Source organism: Paenibacillus sp. OV219 (genome assembly GCF_900110075.1).
GTDB lineage: Bacteria > Bacillota > Bacilli > Paenibacillales > Paenibacillaceae > Paenibacillus_Z.
This window is the reverse complement of record NZ_FOCJ01000002.1, coordinates 520,403-540,333: the sequence shown is the minus strand read 5'-3', so window position 1 is coordinate 540,333 and position 19,931 is coordinate 520,403. Positions and strand designations below refer to the sequence as shown.

Annotated in this window: 17 protein-coding genes; all 17 read right to left on the bottom strand. The window is 51.1% G+C overall.

Features of this window, described 5'->3' with window-relative positions:
• Window positions 1-36 precede the first annotated feature (36 nt).
• Window positions 37-1,365, bottom strand: coding sequence for a sulfatase family protein (locus tag BMY11_RS08480; protein WP_090574455.1), 1,329 nt, complete (start codon window positions 1,363-1,365; stop codon window positions 37-39).
• A gap of 23 nt (window positions 1,366-1,388) precedes the next feature.
• Window positions 1,389-2,987, bottom strand: a complete 1,599-nt coding sequence (locus BMY11_RS08475; protein WP_090574038.1) for an extracellular solute-binding protein — start codon at window positions 2,985-2,987, stop codon at window positions 1,389-1,391.
• A gap of 38 nt (window positions 2,988-3,025) precedes the next feature.
• Window positions 3,026-3,892 carry a carbohydrate ABC transporter permease gene (locus BMY11_RS08470; protein ID WP_090574037.1) on the bottom strand — a complete coding sequence of 289 codons (867 nt, stop codon included), beginning with the start codon at window positions 3,890-3,892 and terminating at the stop codon, window positions 3,026-3,028.
• Window positions 3,893-3,907: 15 nt separating this feature from the next.
• On the bottom strand, window positions 3,908-4,882 hold the full coding sequence (locus tag BMY11_RS08465) for an ABC transporter permease (protein WP_090574036.1): 975 nt from the start codon (window positions 4,880-4,882) through the stop codon (window positions 3,908-3,910).
• Between the two features lie 327 nt (window positions 4,883-5,209).
• A complete protein-coding gene (locus BMY11_RS08460; protein WP_090574035.1) occupies window positions 5,210-6,706 on the bottom strand; it encodes an AAA family ATPase in 1,497 nt (498 codons plus the stop codon).
• The gene (locus tag BMY11_RS08455) at window positions 6,699-7,235 is read right to left on the bottom strand and encodes a hypothetical protein (RefSeq protein WP_090574034.1); all 537 of its coding nucleotides are present in this window, start codon (window positions 7,233-7,235) and stop codon (window positions 6,699-6,701) included. The genes BMY11_RS08460 and BMY11_RS08455 overlap by 8 nt, the downstream gene beginning before the upstream one ends.
• A gap of 158 nt (window positions 7,236-7,393) precedes the next feature.
• Complete coding sequence (locus BMY11_RS08450; RefSeq protein WP_143069233.1) at window positions 7,394-7,915, bottom strand: cell wall elongation regulator TseB-like domain-containing protein; 522 nt, start codon at window positions 7,913-7,915, stop codon at window positions 7,394-7,396.
• Entirely contained in the window at window positions 7,915-9,216 is a 1,302-nt protein-coding gene (locus tag BMY11_RS08445; protein WP_090574032.1) for an amidohydrolase family protein, read from the bottom strand. The genes BMY11_RS08450 and BMY11_RS08445 overlap by 1 nt, the downstream gene beginning before the upstream one ends.
• The gene (locus BMY11_RS08440) at window positions 9,197-9,856 is read right to left on the bottom strand and encodes a redox-sensing transcriptional repressor Rex (RefSeq protein WP_090574031.1); all 660 of its coding nucleotides are present in this window, start codon (window positions 9,854-9,856) and stop codon (window positions 9,197-9,199) included. The genes BMY11_RS08445 and BMY11_RS08440 overlap by 20 nt, the downstream gene beginning before the upstream one ends.
• On the bottom strand, window positions 9,853-12,783 hold the full coding sequence (dinG, locus tag BMY11_RS08435; protein WP_371262771.1) for an ATP-dependent DNA helicase DinG: 2,931 nt from the start codon (window positions 12,781-12,783) through the stop codon (window positions 9,853-9,855). Before dinG ends, BMY11_RS08440 begins: the two co-directional genes overlap by 4 nt.
• Before the next feature lie 7 nt (window positions 12,784-12,790).
• Window positions 12,791-13,615, bottom strand: a complete 825-nt coding sequence (locus BMY11_RS08430) for a tetratricopeptide repeat protein (protein ID WP_090574029.1) — start codon at window positions 13,613-13,615, stop codon at window positions 12,791-12,793.
• Window positions 13,616-13,750: 135 nt separating this feature from the next.
• Window positions 13,751-14,134 carry an aspartate 1-decarboxylase gene (panD, locus tag BMY11_RS08425; RefSeq protein ID WP_090574028.1) on the bottom strand — a complete coding sequence of 128 codons (384 nt, stop codon included), beginning with the start codon at window positions 14,132-14,134 and terminating at the stop codon, window positions 13,751-13,753.
• Window positions 14,061-15,017, bottom strand: a complete 957-nt coding sequence (panC, locus tag BMY11_RS08420; RefSeq protein ID WP_090574027.1) for a pantoate--beta-alanine ligase — start codon at window positions 15,015-15,017, stop codon at window positions 14,061-14,063. Before panC ends, panD begins: the two co-directional genes overlap by 74 nt.
• The gene (panB, locus tag BMY11_RS08415; protein ID WP_090574026.1) at window positions 15,014-15,928 is read right to left on the bottom strand and encodes a 3-methyl-2-oxobutanoate hydroxymethyltransferase; all 915 of its coding nucleotides are present in this window, start codon (window positions 15,926-15,928) and stop codon (window positions 15,014-15,016) included. The genes panC and panB overlap by 4 nt, the downstream gene beginning before the upstream one ends.
• 365 nt (window positions 15,929-16,293) lie before the next feature.
• Window positions 16,294-17,277 carry a biotin--[acetyl-CoA-carboxylase] ligase gene (locus BMY11_RS08410; protein WP_090574025.1) on the bottom strand — a complete coding sequence of 328 codons (984 nt, stop codon included), beginning with the start codon at window positions 17,275-17,277 and terminating at the stop codon, window positions 16,294-16,296.
• Window positions 17,274-18,689 (bottom strand): CCA tRNA nucleotidyltransferase, encoded by a 1,416-nt coding sequence (locus BMY11_RS28830; protein ID WP_177182561.1) that lies wholly within the window; start codon window positions 18,687-18,689, stop codon window positions 17,274-17,276. The genes BMY11_RS08410 and BMY11_RS28830 overlap by 4 nt, the downstream gene beginning before the upstream one ends.
• 30 nt (window positions 18,690-18,719) lie before the next feature.
• Window positions 18,720-19,880: an N-acetyl-alpha-D-glucosaminyl L-malate synthase BshA gene (gene bshA, locus BMY11_RS08400; protein WP_090574024.1), complete on the bottom strand. Its 1,161-nt coding sequence runs from the start codon at window positions 19,878-19,880 to the stop codon at window positions 18,720-18,722.
• Window positions 19,881-19,931: the final 51 nt, after the last annotated feature.

The following is a 19,931-nucleotide window of genomic DNA, read 5'->3' as shown; positions in this document are numbered from 1 at the left end:
ACTCTCTAATAATGAATATATAAGGACAAGTAGATATTAATAACCTCTTGGCCATTCTCGTTCTTGGGCGGGAATGATAACGGGAGACTGGCCTTCCGCCTCCCGGATTCTCCGCAGCAGCTGCTCTCTCAGTCGAGAAGCGTCGCCATGGTGTACGGGAATCCCGGCGAGATTGAACAATTCATCAGGATCAGCGTGCAGGTCATATAGGAATTCCTCCACATAGATGTCCGATCCGGCATGCTTCCAGCCATCCTTGTCCGGCGCCGTCACCGCATACTTCCAACGGTCTGTGCGGATGGCGCGGCCGACATGGTCTTCGCTAATTTGAACGAAAACCTCCTCCGGCCAGTCCATCTTGCCGCCATGCAGCAATGGGAGTATGGATCTTCCTTGCATCTCGGGAGGAACGGCCAGCCCAGCCGCATCAAGCAGCGTTGGTGGCAGATCGATCAAGCTGACGGGCTGGCGAATTTGACCGCCACCCGTAAAACCGGGACCCTGAATTGCGGTCGGCACTCGTATGGAGCTGTCATGGGGTGAACGCTTATATTCCTGATTTCTCGTCCGGAAATGACAGCCGTGATCCGACGTATACAGGACAATGGTATTGTCTTGCAGCGACAAACTCTTCAAGGTGTCCAGCAGCCTTCCAAGCGCTTCGTCGAGCCGCTTCACCATGCCGCAGTAGCCTGCGTAATGCCGATGCGCCGTCCCGCCAAGTGCAGCGAGATCAGGAGGGAGCGGCGCTCCGCGATAACGTTCCCGATAACCATCCGGCGCCGGATAATTGTCGAGATGATTTTGCTGATGCGGTTCAATATAGGAGACGAAGAGATAGAACGGATCTTCCTGGTTCTGATCGATATATCGAATGGCCGCATCCGTCAGCGCGTCCACTCGATAACCCGGCAGTCGAACCGGCCTGTTCTGCTCGTCATAGACGACTGTTCGATAAGAGTCCGACGCATGCTCCAAGCCGTTTGAGGCAAGCCAATATTCGTAGCCGCCTCTCTGGTTTGCCGGTACGGGCTCTTCGCCGGCCAGATGCCATTTGCCGATATAACCGGTTCGATAACCGGAGGCGCGAAAATGATGCGCTAACGTTTGAGTTCCTTCCGGTAGCGGAATTCCGTTGTGATAGCACCCCGTTGTGGTTGGATACAAACCGGTTTGCATCGCAGAACGCGCTGGACCGCAAACCGGCTGACACGTAAAGGATTGATGCACATCGGTTCCCGAACGTGCCATGCGGTCGAAATTCGGCGTTAAATCGAGCGGATTGGCATGAACACCTGTCGTGTCCCAACGCTGCTGATCCGTGAAAAACACGATGACATTCGGACGATCACTTCTTTTATTCATAGCACCTGTTTCCATTTCTATCGTTATTTGCTTGCGCCTTCCTTCTTGTACTCTTCATTGACCGCCTTCAGAATCTCTTCGCCGCCTGCTTGGCGCCACTGCTTACCGAGCTCCGCGATCCCCTTATCGACATCAAGCTTGCCCTTCAAGAGGTCCACGAAATATTGGTTATAGACTTCATTGACGGCTTTGCCGTATTCGATCTCCGCATCCGTCTTGCGGGTAATGAGATTCGGCACAAAATATTGCGAAGCCACTTTAACCGAATCTTTGGCGCGATCAATATTCAGCTCCGTCTGCGGCAAGTAGTCTTCATCGATCGGCCAAGTCACGTTGCCCCAAGCAAGCGGATGAGCCCAGCCATTCGGGGCAAATCCGTCTTTCTCCCGTTCCGCCTCATTGTAAGTAATTTTATCCCCTTGCTTCGTATAGTGGATGCCTTCGATGCCCAGCTGAAGCAGTTCGCGGCCTTCCTTGGACAGCATGAATTCGATGAATTCCGCTGCCTTCTCGGGGTTCTTGGCCTTATTGGTAACAGCCGTGAACAAAGCTGTTTTGGGACGAGTAGCCATACCTTGCTTGCCATCCGGTCCAGTTGGTGGTGGCGAGTACCCGAGCACGCCATCCGGATTGACCTGCTTTAAGCTTCCTTCAATGCGGCTCACGTGGCGGAATAATGGACCATCCATGACGCCCGCTTTACCTTGGAAAAACTTTTGTTCCTTCGCTGGTCGATCATACAAAATAAATTCGGGATCGATCAATTTCTCGTTGTACCATTTGCGAAGCTCCTCAATGCCTGCCTTGAAGGCCGGGTGCTCGAAACGTGGAATGATCTCTCCTTTATCGTTCAGCACATAGTCCGCATCAGGAAGACCGTACGCATAAAGGACGAAATCGAATGCAGTTAGAGCGTCGCCGGGAGTAGGCTTGTTCGTGATGTAGCCGAATGTATCAGCCTTGCCGTTGCCGTCAGGGTCCTTCTCCACAACGGCTTTCAGCGTATCTTCAAATTCATCCAATGTTTTCGGATACTGCAGGCCTAGCTTATCCAGCCAGTCCTTGCGGAATTGAACCGTGTAATTCGACTTCTCCATTCCGCTCACGAAGGGATATCCGTAATACTTTCCGTCAACCGCTGTCCACTGCAGGCCATTATCGAGCTTTGCTTTAATCGTTGGGATTTTGTCAAAGTAATCATTCAGTGGAAGCAGAATGCCTTCCTTGATCCACTGGGAGACAGAGGAAGAAGGATACTGCGTCGTCACAACGTCAGGAAGATCTCCGCTTGCAATAGCTACGTTAATCTTGTCGTACGAGAACTCAGGCGCGATCTTGATCGTCAGCTTGATGTTCAGTCGCTTGTTAATCTCGGCAATAATACGATCGTTCGGCACTAGCGGCTTCGCCCCTTGGTCGCCCGTTGTCAAATAAACAAGCTCATACGGCTCTTCGGAGGTGGAACCGGAATTGGAAGCGGTATTGGAATCAGCTGCGTTACTGCTGGCTTCCTTTGCATTTGTTGCGTCCGGCTTATTCGAGCATCCTGTCGTTATGATTAGCGCTGCTGCTACTGCCAAGACCACCCATTTTTTTATTGATTTCTCTCTCAGATACATCATTTCTTTGCCTCCTGCTTGATTTTTTTATAGTGAAGGAATTACTCCTTAACCGCGCCAATCAACACGCCATTGGTGAAATACTTCTGGAAAAACGGATAAATGAGCATGACCGGAATGGATGCTGCCATGACCGTCGCCATCTTGATCGAAGGTCCGAGGAGAAACACGCTGTCGCCACCCCCCGAGTACGAGGATTCGTTCTCGAACAGCATACTTCGTAAGAAAAGCTGCAATGGCCAAAGCTCCTTGTCGCTGATGAAGAAGATCGCGTTGAAAAACTCGTTCCACCGGGTAACAGCATAAAAGAGTGTGATGGTGGAAATGGCCGGCATCGATAAGGGGATCACAATCTTGTACAAGATCCCTAGGTCATTACAGCCGTCAATTCGTGCCGCTTCGACCAAGCCGTCAGGCAGCGCTGTGAAGAAGTTTTTCATAATGATCAAGTTATAGGTGTTGAGCGCGCTCGGGATAATCAATGCCCACACCGAGTTCATCATGCCGAGGTTTTTGACCAACAGGTAGGTCGGAATGATGCCGCCGCTGAACATCATCGTAAACACGAAGAGAAACATAATTACGCGGCTTCCTTTCAACCCGGGTCTGGAAAGCGCATAGGCCGCCATCACCGTAAGGATCATATTCAGCGCCGTACCCACAATCGTGACGAACAGCGTCACGCCGTAAGACGTCCAAAGCTCACTCATCGAGAACAAGTAGGTATAAGCCTCGAAGGTGACTTGTTTAGGAAACAGATGAATACTTGATCCGAGGTACTCATCCAGTGGAATGATGGATACAACGAACGTATCCCAGAATGGATATATCGTAACGATTGCTACAATCGCCAGGAAGCCAATATTGAACGAGTCGAATAGCTTCCCTACTCTGCTTGTGAAATGCATAATCTCCCTCCCGTATCAGTAAACACCTTGTTCTCCCATCCTCCTGGAAAGCCAATTTGCCAGAACGAGCAGCGTGAAATTGATCAAGGATTTAAACAATCCAACCGCCGCCGCAAGACTGAACCTCCCATCCGTCAAGCCAATCCGGTACACATAGGTGTCGATAATATCCGAGACGCGATATACACCAGGATGATAGAGCACGAAAATTTGTTCGAAGCCCGCTTCCATAATGCCGCCCATCCGAAGAATGAGAATGAGCACGATGGTGCCCCTGATCAGCGGAATCGTGAGATACAGTAGCCGCTGAAAGCGATTAGCCCCGTCGATAACCGCCGCTTCGTACAGATGTGGACTGATTCCGGACAAAGCCGCTATGTAGATGATTGTGTTCCAGCCGAACTCCTTCCAGATCATCGAGAAAACAAGCGTGCTGCGGAAATAGGATTCTTCGCTTAGAAATCCAATCGGCGAGCCTCCAAACAGCTTAATGATGTTGTTCACTACACCACTGTCTGTGGAGAGCAAATTGATTAGGATGCCTCCCAGAATGACCCAAGAAATAAAATGCGGTAGGTAGATCACGGTCTGTATCGTCTGCTTGAACATCTTTACCCTGACCTCGTTCAACAGCAATGCTGCGATAATCGGAGCGGGAAATCCAAATGTAAGCCGGTACAGCGAGATGACAACGGTGTTTTTGATGACCTGCCAAAATTTATCCTGCGAGAATAAGTACTCGAAATACTTAAAGCCTGCCCAATCGCTGCCCAGAATTCCTTTTGTAATGCTGAAATCCTTAAACGCAACGACCGCACCGTACATCGGGATGTAGTGGAAAATCAAGTAGTATACCAGCGCCGGTACCAGCATGAAATACAGGTAACGGTTGAACCAGATGTATCTTAGCAGACTTGCTCTCTTGCGAACGCGAACCGGCGGTCGAACTGCCACCTCTTTGAGCGCAGGCTCGGTGTCAACGAATTCCATCTTAGAGGCTCCCTTCCCCTGAAATAATAAAAGACACAACATAGTCGTTCATGTTGTGTCTCTGGATAACCAGTCGACGCTTTATTCATCTTGATTACAATGGGATATCTCCGAAGCCTTAGTAAGAACCTCTGGTCAACCAGGCGGTTTCCATAAAAAAAGGAGACTCAGCACCTGTATAGGCACTGGTCTCCGGTGGTCCGGTAGATAGTATTATAATTCCGATGAGTTTACTTAGTTATTATGTGACTCATAATATCATGCGTGTAGTTGGGCGTCAACGGTTATTTTTGAAAATGATTACAGCATCCCGAGTGTCGAGATTGATTACGCCGCTTCAGCAAGCAATTGACGGAAGCGATCGCCGCTTAGCGTTTCCTCGATCGTAAGCACATCGAGCGATGCTGTGAACACTTCACGATTGCTCTCAAGCAGCTCTTTTACGCGGATCATCAACTCGTCTAAAATGGTGCGCGTGATGGATGCCCATTTGTCCGGCGTCATCATCGACGATTCGATAATGCCAAGCTCGGTGAGTCCACACTCGACCATCGAACGCACAATGTTCATCGCTTGGTCGAAGTCGCTGCGCGAGCCCGTGCTGCGATCGCCATAGAACATTTCTTCCGCCGCTGCGCCGCCAAGCGCAATCATTATTTGGCCTTCCAGAAACTCTTTCGTATACAGATACTTATCATCCTGCGGATTGTGGCGCACATAACCGAGTGCCTGTCCGCGAGGTAATAATGCAACCTGTGATACACTGCCCGGACGGACAAGCTCCGCCGCAATCGCATGTCCAAGCTCATGCAGCGCAACGCGCTCGCGCTCTTCCTTCGTCGCTTCACGGTCTGTGCGCTCACCCATCATCACTTTATCGATCGCCATCGATAGATGACGCTGGCTGATCGCCTCACTGTCTTCACGCATCGCATAGATCGCCGCTTCGTTCATGACACTCTCAAGCTGCGCGCCGGAGAAGCCGAACGACTCTTCCGCAATCTTTTCCAAGTTCACTTCCGTAGAATCAAGCGGCTTATTCTTCGCATGAATGTTCAAGATATGTGAGCGGCCTTTCTTATCCGGCAAGTCTACCGAAATATGACGGTCGAACCGGCCGGGACGAAGCAGCGCGCTATCGAGCATTTCTTTGCGGTTCGTTGCACCAATAAGCAGAATACGCGGCGTATCCGACGTATGAATGCCGTCAAGCTCAGTAAGCAGCTGGTTCAGCGTCTGGTCATACTCGCGCTGTTGGCCACCGTCACGCTTACCGCCAATAACATCAATTTCGTCGATGAAGATAACCGCACTGCTCTTGTTCTGCTTCGCTGCTTTCTGCCTTGCTTCCTTGAACAGATCACGGATACGGCTTGCGCCGACACCGACATACATCTCTACAAATTCAGATCCGGATGCACCAAGGTAGATGGAATCCGTGTATTGTGCCGCCGCCTTCGCAAGCAGCGTCTTGCCTGTTCCCGGAGGGCCAGTAAGCAGAATGCCTTTCATCGGACGAATGCCGAACTTCGAAATCTGATCAACCTTCACGAGAAAATCAAGCGCTTCGACAAGCTCCTGCTTCGCTCGTTCTTGCCCGCCGATCTGATCGAACGACATCGGCTTCACTGGCCGCGATTTCGTTTTGCGTTCGCCACCAACGGTCGCCAAATGGCCGCGCGATCTTGCCATAAACAGCAAACCGCCTACAATCGCGCCTAGCAGCACAATCGGTATCGTATTCACGCCCATTATAAACTGCAGAAATAGGAGAAAGACCGGCACGAAGCCGATCACGATTTCCTTGCCATACTGTTTAAACATTAGGCCACGCTCCCATCTTGTTCGGTGTGCGAGGTAGAACAACATACTTCACGGATGTATCGTCCTTCAGTGTAATATATACATTGGAATCATCCATCTCCGAAGTCGCAGTAACGGCCGGGAACTTCGTGTGGGCTTCCTCAATCGCTTGCGGGATCGAACCATACTCACGGTGATCCATTGCTTGCGCGACATCGAACAACATCGTCGCCCATACGTCTTCTAGCTGCTTGGATGGCTTCGAATCGCCGATATTCAGCTTCAATTCACGGTCACCAATAATGTTCTCGCCCTCAGATGCAATATGATCATATACATCGCGAATGTTAGCATCTCGTTCTAGCTTCATATCTATCGTAACGGTGTTCCGGTTAATAACAGGTGTCGATTCAATAACGCCAGGCGTCCCTGCAACAATTCGTTCTAGCGGCTTTACAGCTGCCACGCTGTGATAGGTAAACCAGCCGCCAACTAACACACTAGCCGAAATAACAGCGGTCAGGACTGCAGGCATCAAACGGATTTTCATGGCAAAAAGCCCCCTTTGCTTCAACTGATTGCAATACTTTCGTCTATCGTTAACTGCTATACGAAAGTATATCACAACCTGTTTAACCTGGGGGCGTGTAATAATAGGGAACTATGGCTTAACTTGCTGACACTGCTGCTTGCTTACAGTGATGGCAATTAACGTGTCGGCAGCTTGTACGATACGACGAAGGAACCGTCTCTGAACCGGTAAAATTCATAGAAATGTGTCTCTTCGCCCGCTTGATTACGCTCGTAGAAAACTTCCCATACCGGCTCGCCGCCGAACAAACCGAGCTTAATATGTTCAATTAACGCATCCGGTTTGCTTTGCATGAAGCTATCCTTGATCTCCGCTTTCGTCTTGCCTTGATCTGCGCGGAGTGTAATAGATTCCTCATTCTTCAGCCAGACGTATGTAATGTCGTTGTTATGGTCTTTGCCTTTGACCACCCACACCGGCTCATCCCACACATAGTGATAAGAGCTGTCCACACCGCTCAGACTGCCAACCTGCATCGCTTGGTCTTCCGCATTCCGCTCCTCTTCCCATACCGGAGACTGAACAGAACGGTAATAGACGTTAAGCGCAGTTAAGATAACAATAATCGAGAGCGACACGAGTAGAACCCAGCGCCACGGCGTCATGACTGACGGTCGTCTTGATCGATTTGCACGCATTAGCTCGATAACAGCCTTTCGAAGCAGGCTTGCGCTTCAGAACGGATTTGTACTTCGTCTAACAATACGCAATCTCCATTCTTCACGACTTGAACGCCGTCTACCCAGACATGCACAACGTCGCGACCTGATCCGGAGTAGACAAGGTGCGAGATTATTTCCGTCTGCGGATAGAAATGGGGCTGCTCGATATTAATTCCGATAAAGTCAGCTTTCATGCCTTCCTTCAGCATCCCGATCCGCTCTTCTTGCCATATCGCGCGAGCACCATAAACTGTGCCAAGCTTGAGCGCTTCCCAAGCCGGAACTGCTGTAGGATCGCCAGAGATGCCTTTGTGAATAAGCGCTGCGAGGCGGATCTCATCGAATAGATCGAGATTATTGTTGCTTGCTGCGCTGTCTGTACCAAGCGATACGGTAATGCCGGCTTTCAGCATATCAGGCACACGGGCAATGCCGCTCGCCAGCTTCAAGTTGCTTGCTGGATTATGCGATACGCTTACGCCGCGTTCAGCAAGCAGCGCAATTTCTTCATCCGTCAGGTGCACCGCATGTGCGACAAGGGACTGACGTGAGAAGAAGCCGAGCTTGTCCAGATGCTCGACTGGACGGCATCCGTAATCATTCACGTTCTGCTGCACTTCAGCAGCAGATTCCGACATATGCGTATGAAGCGGCACATCAAGCTCATTTGCGGCTTCTACGATACGTTTAATGTAATCCGGCGGGCATGTGTACGGCGCGTGTGGGGACAGCATCGTGCGGATCCGTCCATTAGCTCGGCCGTTCCAGTCCTGAACGAACTGTTTCGCTTCATTCAGCTTCGCTTCCTGCACATCCGGCGGGCATAGCCCAATGACACCGCGAGTCAGCAGCCCGCGCATACCGGATTGCTCAACGACTTCAGCGACGATGTGCATCCGGTCGTACATATCGACAAATGTCGTCGTACCGGACTTCAGCATCTCCGTAACGGCAAGCGCTGTTCCCCAGCGGCAATCTTCATCGGTATATTTGCCTTCCATCGGCCACATCTTCTGCTCTAACCACACTTGCAGATTCTCATCATCCGAATAGCCACGAAGCAGCGACATCGCTGCATGACCATGCGTGTTTATAAGGCCAGGCATGAACACTAGACCTTTACCATTTATCCGCTCTGCGCCTTCCGGTTCTGGATCCGGAGCCTGCTCGCTCAAATAAAGAATCGTATCGCCTTCGATGACCATATGGCCTTTCAACACAGGACGCTGCTCGTCCATCGTGACGAAACTGCCATTCTCAATCCACAATCGTTTCATCGTTTTCCTTGTCCCCTTCTTCGTCCAAATAATAAGCAAGGCTCATGAGCTCCGTTGTAAAGTTCGCATAATGTATGCGTACACGCTCCTGCACTCGCAGAATGGTCGGCGCAAAATTCAATATCCCGTCAACGCCTGCTTCGACGAACTTATCCGCAACGTTCTGCGCTTCCGGCGCCGGTACAGTTATGATGCCGATTCGGATATTCCGCTCTGCAATCGTCTCCTTGAGCTTCTCCATCGGAAGCACGGTCAGCCCGTTAATCGACGCCCCAACCATCGAAGGATGGACGTCGAACACAGCCGTAATCTTCATATTATCCTTCAAATACGTATTATAATTGCACAGCGCTCTGCCAAGGTTTCCGGCGCCGACCAAACCAACGTTCAGCGGTTGGTCGAGCTTCAGAATTTGACGGATTTTGTCAATAAGATACGACACATCATAGCCGATCCCTTTGCGGCCGAAATCGCCGAAATATGCTAGATCCTTGCGAATTTGTGCAGGGTTCAGATCAAGCTTGCTTCCGAGCTCCTGTGAGGATACCGTCTGCACATCGCGCATTGTGAGGTCGTTCAGCACTTGCAAGTAAACTGGTAGTCTGCGAACGACCGCTTCGGATATTTTCATCGGCTTCATGGCGTAACCTCCTGGATCCCTTCTTCACCTTTGGCGAGCCATTCCCGTATTCTCGGCACGATTTGATCCTGATGCATCGTCTCAATCTTCGGTCCTGGCAGCGAGTACAAGAAATATTTACCGTAATACGTATCAATAATACGAGTATCGTAAATAAGTACGATTCCACGATCGTTCCCTGTCCGGACAAGTCGGCCGAAGCCTTGCTTGAACCGGATAACGGCTTGTGGAATAGACAGCTTCATGAATGGATTCTGGTTCTGCTCCTGCAGCAGCTCCGACTTCGCTTCCACGAGCGGATGGTTTGGCGGCTGGAACGGTAACCGTACAATCGCCAGTGTCGTGAGCGCATCACCAGGAATATCGACGCCTTCCCAGAAGCTGCTTGTACCAAGCAGTACGGACGCATCCTGCTGCGTAAACCTTCTGGTCAATTTGCTGCGGTTGCTGCTGTCAATCCCTTGACCAAGCACTTGAATGCTGTAAGCGGTAAGTGCTTCCTTCAACGGATCATACACCTGCTTCAGCATCCGATACGAGGTGAATAGTACGAGCATCCGACCTTTCGTCTCAATCGCAGTCTCTGTTAAAGATTTCACAAGCATTTCGTTAAAAAGAGGATCACCAGAAGCGCCCTTGAGAACTGGGAAATTGCGCGGAATGATGACAAGCGCTTGCTCCCGGTAGTTAAATGGCGATGGCAGTTGTACCGTCTTTAGTTTACCTTCACGTTCATCTGCTGTTAATCCAAGCTGCTCGCATGCATACTGGAATGACTTCTGAACCGATAATGTAGCAGACGTCAGAATGACGCTTTTCTTCACTTCGAAGAAATAAGTCCGAAGCTGGCTGCTCACATCTGCCGGAACGGAATATAGCTGAACCGACTTGGCACGAGAGTTGCTATTGCCTTCCATCCAGTAAACCGTATCGGATTTGTCCGCTTTCATAAATTGACGCAGATCATCTCTCGCTCTCGCCAAATCTTTAATCGTACCACTAAGGTCGGTGACAAGTGCTGCAATACCCGGATCGTCCATCTCATCCTTGATCGCTGTGAATACTTTATCGAGCGGTCGCACAATTTGGCTCAAGTAGCCGTTAATCGCCTCTTCAACGAGCTGAGCGTCGGACCATGCTGCAGGAAGCTTCCCTCCTCGCAATCGCAGTACATATTGGCCGGATTCAGATCCACCGCTGTCAAGCGCGGTGCTCTTAGAAGCGTTACCGTTGCCTGTTCCCATCATGGAGTAGAGCATTTCGAACAGCCTGTCCCACTCATCTCGCAAATCGCCGAATACCGGCACGACTTCATCGATCTCCTCGCGCCACTTTTGCGTTTTCTCAATGTTCTCGCTAGCCAGTCTGCTTTTGAGGTGTATCAACTGACCGTTCCGGGCATCCTTGCAAAGTCGAAGCACGGGATGCTGCACGGAGTAGTATGAGACTTGCGTACCTAGATGTTTGCCTGCAACCTCTTCCATGTGATGAGCTTCATCGAGAATGAGATGCTCATAACCGGGTAGCAAGCGATGGTCTGCGCGAATGTCTGTGAACAGCATCGAATGGTTCGTAATGACGACATCGGCGATGTTCGCTTCTTGCTTCGCACGATGATAATAACAACGCTTGAACCAAGGACAGCTGCGATTCAGGCAGGAATCCGCATCACTTGCGACCGCCCCCCAGAAATCCGCACCGCGATTGCCGAAATTAAGCTCCTCTTGATCGCCATGCTGTGACTCACTGAGCCAAACGACCATTTGGGACGCGGTAATCCGATCCTCTGCAGGTGAAGTAAAGTCGCGCATGTTTACTTTACCTTCAAACTTGCGCAGGCATAAGTAATTGCCGCGTCCTTTGAAGATGGCGGCTTTGAACGGATATGGCATTACAGCAGCAAGGAGTGGAAGATCACGAGCCCGAAGCTGTTCCTGTAAGTTAATCGTATGTGTGCTGACGACTATCTTCTTATTGTGCTGGACACCATAGTATAATGCTGGAATCAAATAGCCGAGAGATTTACCGGTACCAGTTCCTGCTTCAATGAGCAGATGACGTTCTTCATCTAGGGCATCAATGACTTCCTGGAACATCATGTTCTGCGGCTCGCGCTCTTCATAACCCGGAATAATAGCGGATATCTCTGCTTTAATATGTGCTAGAAATTGTGGGAAGGTCCAATTCGCGACCGATTGGTTGTCTTCATCCGTTCGCGGATGCTCTTCTTCCGTCCAATCGCCTGCTTTCATCGCAAACTGCCGGAAATAATGGTAAGCATCCATATCTATGGACGTTACCAATTCTTTGCGCTGCGCCACGAGCCCGATAAACCAACCCAGGTCGTCGATTTCATCGCCAAGCAAGCCGGCAAGCCGCTGTAACGTAAGTAGCGGCATGCCTTCAAGCTTGCGATAGCATTCGGCGAACAGTTCTGCCGTAGCTAATGCATCGCTGTCTGCGCGGTGATGTGACTCATGCTCGATGCCGAACAGCTCTGTTACAGCGCCGAGCTGGTAGGTCGTTAAGGTCGGATAAAGAATGCGCAGCAGGTCAATCGTATCAAGCCGTCTGCCATCAAAAGGCATATACCCTGAGCGATCTAGCGCAGCATTCAGAAAACCGGCATCGAAGCTGACGTTGTGCGCGACAAGCACCGCATCATCGAGCAACGGTATCAATTCGAGCAGCACCTCTTCAAGCTCAGGAGCATCCTGCACCATCGTTTCATCGATGCCAGTCAACTGTGTAATAAACGGCGGTATCGGAATTGTAGGCTTCACAAATGTGCTGTACGTTCGAGTGACCGTCATTTGTTCATCCAGCAGCACTAGACCAACCTGTATCATTTCATCGCCGGTTCCATGTCCGGTCGTTTCCAAATCCAGTACGGCATAATTCATCCGAATAAGTTTCCTCTCATCCAAACTAAAACTAAAGCTGGCCGCTCCCGAAATATAAGGATAAATGCCCGCTGTGCTGCTCGCATGATTTCATATTGGACAGCGGATCTGTAAAGTTCGGATCGGCCTCATGCGCCTTTTCGAAATACCTCGTCGCCTGTTCCAAGTTCATGCGAACCGCCTGGATACACCCTAATGCGTTAAGGCTAAGTGCCCTCCACTTCGGATGCTCCGTCACTTCCACGAGCAGCGTAAAGTGGCGCTGCGCTTCATTCCATTCCTGCATATGCATATAAGTCATCCCGAGGAACAGCCTTGCCCGGTTGTCATCAGGCGCCAATCGCACCGCTTCCTCAAAGTGGGTTGACGCTTCACGGAACATAAACAGTTTAAAGTAGCCTTGCCCCTTTGACATCGACTGGCACAAATCAATGGCTGCTTCGTCGTACCCATCGGCATATGCATCGGCGTTTGCAGCAGCATTCGAAGCTGATTGTAGTGGTGCCGGAGGCATCGGTGTTTGCTTCATGCTGGCAACAGTGCGTTTGATAGCCGCTGGTGGCTGTGAAATGGTTTTCGGATAGCCAAGCGCATGCGGTGGAGCTGCAAGGTCATTCTTGTGCGCATGTGCTTGTGATTGCGATTGTGACTGAGCTTGCGCTACCTGCTGCATCTCGCGAGAATCTGCCATTTTTTCTTCAAACTGAAGCCATTGCTCAATGAAATCATCGCTGAATTGCTTAAGTGTTGCGAGCTTTTCATCCATCTGCTTGCGCTGCGTGTTATTTGCACTTGGATAATGAATAATAATATCTTGGAGCATTTCCTGCATTGTAGCAAATACGTGCTTAATCATAGTACGCACCCGCCCTCACGCCGTATTGGTGGTCATAAAGAGTGAATTGTTATGCTCATTCTTTGCGCCGGCGCGTCTTTTCATACTCGTGCCCAACCGTTTCACAACACTGGCATGAAGGGAGGGCGGATGGGATTACATAATTGTTGCGTGGATTTCTTCGCCAAGCACTTGAGACGGCTTATTCGCTGCATCAAGAATAACAACCTTCGGCTTATAAGAACGTGCTTGCTCATCGGTCATCATGCTGTATGCGATAATAATGACATTGTCGCCAGGCTGAACAAGGCGCGCTGCAGCGCCGTTTAAGCAGATGACACCTGAGCCGCGCGGACCTGTAATGACGTAAGTTTCCAGTCTGGCGCCGTTGTTGTTGTTTACAATTTGCACTTTCTCGTTCGGCAATAGATCGGCAAGCTCCATCAGGTCTTCATCAATGGTGATACTACCCACATAATTGAGGTTCGCCTCTGTTACTGTTGCTCTGTGCAGCTTCGATTTCATCATCGTTCTGAACATGTACGCCACCTCCTTGCAGTTCGAATACACGGTTATCAATTAAGCGAGTGCTGCCGAATTTGACAGCAAGCGCGATTATAAGAGTACCTGAGAATTGGGATAAGTCCTGATTCATAGCAATGCTGGATAAGGATGGATAAGTCAAAACTTCGGCATAATCAATTACGGCTAACGGTGCTGTCTCAATGGATGACTGAATTCGTCTCGTAAGCTCTTGTGTTGACATTCCTGCCTCTTGGAGCCACGAACCAGCCTCACGTAACGTTTGGGATAAGATGACTGCTTGCTGCCGCTGATCCTCGTTCAAGTACATGTTTCGCGAGCTCATCGCAAGTCCATCTGCTTCGCGTACCGTTTCACAGCGGACGATCTCTACTTGAATGTTCAAATCATGCACCATTTGTTCAACAACGGCAACCTGCTGGGCATCCTTCATTCCGAAGTAAGCATGGGTAGGCTGGACGAGATTGAACAGCTTACTGACAACCGTTCCTACTCCGTCAAAATGTCCTGGTCTTGAAGCGCCGCACAGTCGGTCCGTCACATCGCTGATCAGCACTCGTGTTAGCGGTTTTGTCGGATACATTTCCTGAACCGATGGCATAAATAGAATATCTATACCGTTCTTCTCTGCAATTGCCGCATCTCGCTCAATATCCCTTGGATACCGGTCAAAATCTTCATTCGGCCCGAATTGAAGCGGGTTAACGAATACGGACAATACATTGAAATCGCACTCTTCGTCAGCGCGCCTCATGAGACTAGCATGACCTTCATGCAGGAAGCCCATCGTCGGCACGAGCCCAATTCGGCCATCCGGCGACTGCTTGCGCTGTTCGGCTAGGCGCTGTCGCAGCTCTCCAATCGAAGTACAACGAATCATGATACGCCGCCTCCTTTGGTAGGCTGCTGCTGTTCTTGGTCGCTTGTCGCCGCTACTTTACTCGCGCTGCCGCTGCCATACAGATTATGCAGAATCTCTTGCTCCATCGGGAATGCATGCTCTTGCTGCGGAAACTCCCGCTCTTTCACATCTTTGACATACGAACCGATCGCGTTCCGAATCGTCGTGCCAATGTCCGCGTACGTCTTCACCATGCGCTTTGCCTGATAAGGAGATGCATATTGCAAAATATCATGATACACGAGTACTTGCCCGTCACATCCACGGCCCGCGCCTATTCCAATGGTCGGAATCGACAGTGCCGACGTAATAGCTTCGGCAAGCGGCTCTGTTACAAGCTCTAGCACGATGGAGAATGCGCCAGCCGCTTCAAGCGCCTTCGCATCTTCAATGAGCTTCTGCGCTTCGGCTTCAAGCTTCCCTTGTACCTTGTAGCCGCCAAGCTGATGCACGGATTGCGGCGTTAAGCCGATATGCCCCATAACCGGAATGCCGGCTCTGACACAAGCCGCCACTTCGTCCGCGATCTCTGCGCCGCCTTCCATCTTGACGGCATGCGCGCCGCCTTCTTGCAGAAGTCTTGCTGCATTGCGAAGTGTCGTCTCCTTGCCGAGATGATACGTCATGAACGGCAGGTCTGTGATAATAAATGTATGTGCAGCACCACGAGCTACCGCTCGTGTGTGGTAAACCATATCGTCCAGTGTGACTGGAATTGTCGTATCGTACCCGAGTACGACGTTGCCGAGCGAATCACCGACCAGAATGACATCAATACCGGCCTCCTCGGCGATCTTTGCTGCTGGGTAATCATAGGCGGTTAGCATGGAAATTGGCTCGCCGCTTTGCTTCATTTTTTTCAGCTTCGTAATAGTCAACGGTTGTTTCATTGCTCCGTCCTCCTTACAGATTGGATTTGACGAACTCCGAGCGATTGACGCGAATGCCTAACTAAAGCTTTCACGATCGTAAGGAGTCCTATGTGATCAACACAAAAAAACCTTCTAGCCGCCGCTAAAAAGGTTCCAATCCATAAAGGAACGTGTTGCTGCCATATACTCATATAGCTTCCTTCTGTCTCGGTCCCTACGGCTCAGAGCAGAATGCGTGACGTGAATTGACGCAAGTTACATTGCCGCATGCTGAAAACCCCACTTGTTGGTGCAGTTCACTATAAAGTAGCGATACCGCCCTTAAACGGAGCATGACTAGTAAGGCGAGTATACCAAAAAAATGGTTCCGCGTCTATGAACGCTTACCCCTGCCCAGGCACTTGTTCGGCAGAAAATATCGGGATAATCGTCCCATCTTCTTTCTCCACCAGCAATGCGCCTTGGTCGCTCAAACCAACCGGCGTTGCGGTAATTTCACCGCCAGCAACTAACAGTTTACGCGGTTTATGCAGCGTAACCGACAGTGCCTCCCAAAGTGTCTTGATCGGAGCGAAGCCATCCTTCAAGAAGATTGCATATAGCTGTTGGAACTGTGCGAAGAAGGCAGCGATAATCTCCGCTCGGTCGAGTGTCCGCCCCAGCTCAATCGCAAGCGATGTCGCTATATCATGCAGCTCAGGCGGATAATCGTCACGCGTCAAGTTGACGCTGATGCCGATTCCTGTGACCACGTAGCGCAGCCGCTCGTCTTCTGCGATCGACTCAAGTAGAATACCGCTAATCTTCTTGCCGCCGATGAGCAGGTCATTCGGCCATTTAATGCCGATGTCGAGTGGCGCTGCAACGCTTCTTAGCGCTCGACATAGCGCGACTGCAGTGAGCAGAGTTAGCTGCGGCGCGAACTGCAGCGGAATGCCTGGACGCAGAACATAGCTCATATAGATGCCTTTGCTTGATGGCGACACCCATTTGCGTCCCATTCGGCCCCGACCGCTCGTCTGTTGCTCAGCGATGACAAGCGTTCCTTCTGGAGCACCGTCTTCAGCTAGCCGCTGTACGATATTCTGAGTCGAGTCGACGGAATCGAACAGCTTGACGTTCTGCACAAGCGATACGCCTTTGTCTTGGAGCTGATGCATGAGTTCCGATATGGTCAGCTTGGAGGGACGGCCAATCAGCTTATATCCCAGCCTGCGTGAAGCTTCGATTAAATACCCTTCGGACTCAAGCTTCTTAATATGCTTCCACACTGCCGTGCGGCTAATATGCAGCTCTTGGCTGAGCAGCTCTCCAGATATATAACCTTCCGTCTGCTGCTCAAGCATCTGTAAAATTCGATTATTCATAACGGCTCCTCATTAGCAGCAAACCCAATCGCAACGATTTGGGCAGCATAATTAAGCAACGGCTGCTTCTCATTCTGCACCTCGCCAAGAGCGGCGGCGAGCAGCAGTTCATTCATCGTTTGGCCAAGCCATGGTCCTGCAGGGCGGCCCTTCTGGAGAGCTTGCACGTCGCTGCCTCTTACAGCTAAGTCCTTCAGTACAACAGCGGGAAGCTTGTCCATGCGAAGTTCCAGCTCAGCTAGCAGCTCTTCGCCAGTAGTCGCTTTCGGCGACTGCGAGCTAGAGCGCGATGAAGACAACGGCATTAGCGATGGCATTAGCACAGCTATCGCCCTCATAATGCGCAGACAGCTGCGGGCAGCTGCGATACCATACTTGCCTACGATCAGCCGGACCCACTGGTCACTTAGCTGCTCCCGTGATAATGTATCGCAGCAGCTCGTCAGCTTGCGATGCAGTCCAATGACAGCCGCAAGCTGTGCGCTGCGGGCTGTCGCATACTTCAAGGTGGCGAACAGCTCCGCCCCTTGCTCCTCTGTGAACAGGAGCGCTATACCTAGTGCAGCCCAGCGATCTTCTGGCTGCGCTAGCTCAATCAGTGCTCGAATAGCAACCTGCTGCGTATGCTGCGTCGCAGAGCTAGGTTCGCCCGTGTGCCGCGTACGTGGCGCACCTAGCTTGTCCGCACGATAACGCGCTGCGGCAGCAGTGAGCGGCTCAGGCAGCTGCACCTTCGTGTATACGAGCAGCTCGCTAACAGCAAGCAATGCTGCTGCGTGCTGCGGCCCGCTTCCGCCGATCATCTTGTCCAGCTCGAGCCCGATACGCTCCATCGCAATATGCACGAGCAGCCCGCGATGCCGCAGTATCGCTCGCCAAGTACCATGCGCAATCCGCAGCTTATACGCGGCTGCGAAACGAACGGCTCTCACGATGCGCAGCGCATCCTCCTGCAGCCTCGCATCTGCATCGCCAACACAGCGGAGCACCCCGCGGCGCAAATCCGCGAGCCCGCCGAACGGATCAACGACGGTGCCATCCGCACGCATCGCCATGCTATTTATCGTAAAGTCTCTCCGCAGTAAATCCGCTTCAAGACTTGTCACGAACTGAACCTGCGTCGGCCGCCGGAACTGTTCATATGCAGATTCCGTCCGAAACGTCGTAATCTCGTACGTTTCCCCATCATGAACGACCGTTACCGTGCCATGTTGAAGCCCCGTCGGAATCGTATGCGGGAACGCCGCGATCACTTCCTCCGGTGCCGCTGACGTCGCGATATCGACGTCCTTCAGCGCTTTGCCGAGCAGGGTGTCACGAACACAGCCGCCGACGAACACCGCTTCAAAGCCGCGCTCCTCCAGCACATGCAATAGAGGGAGAGCCTTCGTCAGCGCATCACTCCATGACATCAGGCTCTCCCTCCTTTTTGACCAACCTTCTTATTCACAGACAGGTACAGGAATATCAGCTTCGATTCCAAGCACCTTGTAATAGATTCGCTCGTATTCTGCCGTTATCAGATCATTGCAGAATTGGCGGCGAGCACGATTGAGGCACGCCTCGCGGATTTTCGCGTACATCCCTTCGCTGCGCAACAGTTTAATGGCGTTATATGCCATATCGTCGGTATCGCCAATCGGAGACAGGAAGCCGGTTTCACCATGTGTGACTAGCTCCGGAATACCCCCAGCGATCGAGCCGATCGTCGGAACGCCGCATGCCATCGCTTCTAGCGCAACAAGGCCGAAGCTTTCCTTCTCCGAAGGGAGCAGCATCACATCCGCAATCGAGATGACCTGTGCAACATCATCCTGCTTGCCGAGGAAATGAACACGGTCCTGCAAGCCAAGCTGATTAATGCGCATCTGCACTTTCGGCAGATCCGGTCCTTCACCGACGAGAAGCAGGCGGCTCGGCACTTCTTTCACGACTTTTGCGAATATATCAATGACATCGTTTAGCCGTTTAACCGGACGGAAGTTCGAGATATGCATCAGAATCTTCTCATCCTTGCTCGCAAAATCACTGCGAAGCGAGCTGCATTCACGCGGATAGTAGACTCGTTTATCAACAAAGTTATACGTCAATTCAATCGGCTTATCAATATCGAGCAGCTCGCGCGTTTCTTTAATCAGATCGTTCGAAACAGCCGTAACGGCATCGCTCTTGTTAATACCCATGCGAATGAGGTCCTTCAGCGATTCATCCTGCGCAAGCACCGTAATATCTGTGCCATGCAGCGTCGTGACTGTCCGCAGCTCGTCGCCAACCATCTGTTTCGCCAAATACGCGCATACCGCATGCGGTACCGCGTAATGCACATGCAGCAGATCGAGCTTCTGCATCTTCGCAACCTGAGCCATTTTGCTTGCTAGTGAAAGATCGTAGGGCGGATAACGGAAGACATAGTAATCGTTAACTTCAACCTCATGGTAAAATATATTTTTCTGGAATTGCCCCAAACGGAACGGCACGCTGTGCGTAATAAAATGAATTTCGTGCCCCTTCTCTGCAAGAAGCTTCCCCAGCTCCGTTGCGACAACGCCTGAACCGCCTAATGTCGGATAACATGTAATGCCGATTTTTAAGCGTTTAGCCATGCTTCACACCCCCTGTTGTTACAACGCTACTGCCTATGTATATGCCAATAA

What these genes read in the sequence shown, in the direction of transcription:
- panB (WP_090574026.1), bottom strand. Translation starts at nt 15,928, where the DNA reads ATGAAACAACCGTTGACTATTACGAAGCTGAAAAAAATGAAGCAAAGC.
- panC (WP_090574027.1), bottom strand. Translation starts at nt 15,017, where the DNA reads ATGATTCGTTGTACTTCGATTGGAGAGCTGCGACAGCGCCTAGCCGAA.
- BMY11_RS08475 (WP_090574038.1), bottom strand. Translation starts at nt 2,987, where the DNA reads ATGATGTATCTGAGAGAGAAATCAATAAAAAAATGGGTGGTCTTGGCA.
- BMY11_RS08430 (WP_090574029.1), bottom strand. Translation starts at nt 13,615, where the DNA reads ATGATTAAGCACGTATTTGCTACAATGCAGGAAATGCTCCAAGATATT.
- BMY11_RS08410 (WP_090574025.1), bottom strand. Translation starts at nt 17,277, where the DNA reads ATGAATAATCGAATTTTACAGATGCTTGAGCAGCAGACGGAAGGTTAT.
- BMY11_RS08460 (WP_090574035.1), bottom strand. Translation starts at nt 6,706, where the DNA reads ATGTTTAAACAGTATGGCAAGGAAATCGTGATCGGCTTCGTGCCGGTC.
- panD (WP_090574028.1), bottom strand. Translation starts at nt 14,134, where the DNA reads ATGTTCAGAACGATGATGAAATCGAAGCTGCACAGAGCAACAGTAACA.
- BMY11_RS08455 (WP_090574034.1), bottom strand. Translation starts at nt 7,235, where the DNA reads ATGAAAATCCGTTTGATGCCTGCAGTCCTGACCGCTGTTATTTCGGCT.
- BMY11_RS08445 (WP_090574032.1), bottom strand. Translation starts at nt 9,216, where the DNA reads ATGAAACGATTGTGGATTGAGAATGGCAGTTTCGTCACGATGGACGAG.
- BMY11_RS28830 (WP_177182561.1), bottom strand. Translation starts at nt 18,689, where the DNA reads ATGTCATGGAGTGATGCGCTGACGAAGGCTCTCCCTCTATTGCATGTG.
- BMY11_RS08440 (WP_090574031.1), bottom strand. Translation starts at nt 9,856, where the DNA reads ATGAAGCCGATGAAAATATCCGAAGCGGTCGTTCGCAGACTACCAGTT.
- BMY11_RS08470 (WP_090574037.1), bottom strand. Translation starts at nt 3,892, where the DNA reads ATGCATTTCACAAGCAGAGTAGGGAAGCTATTCGACTCGTTCAATATT.
- bshA (WP_090574024.1), bottom strand. Translation starts at nt 19,880, where the DNA reads ATGGCTAAACGCTTAAAAATCGGCATTACATGTTATCCGACATTAGGC.
- BMY11_RS08480 (WP_090574455.1), bottom strand. Translation starts at nt 1,365, where the DNA reads ATGAATAAAAGAAGTGATCGTCCGAATGTCATCGTGTTTTTCACGGAT.
- BMY11_RS08465 (WP_090574036.1), bottom strand. Translation starts at nt 4,882, where the DNA reads ATGGAATTCGTTGACACCGAGCCTGCGCTCAAAGAGGTGGCAGTTCGA.
- BMY11_RS08450 (WP_143069233.1), bottom strand. Translation starts at nt 7,915, where the DNA reads ATGCGTGCAAATCGATCAAGACGACCGTCAGTCATGACGCCGTGGCGC.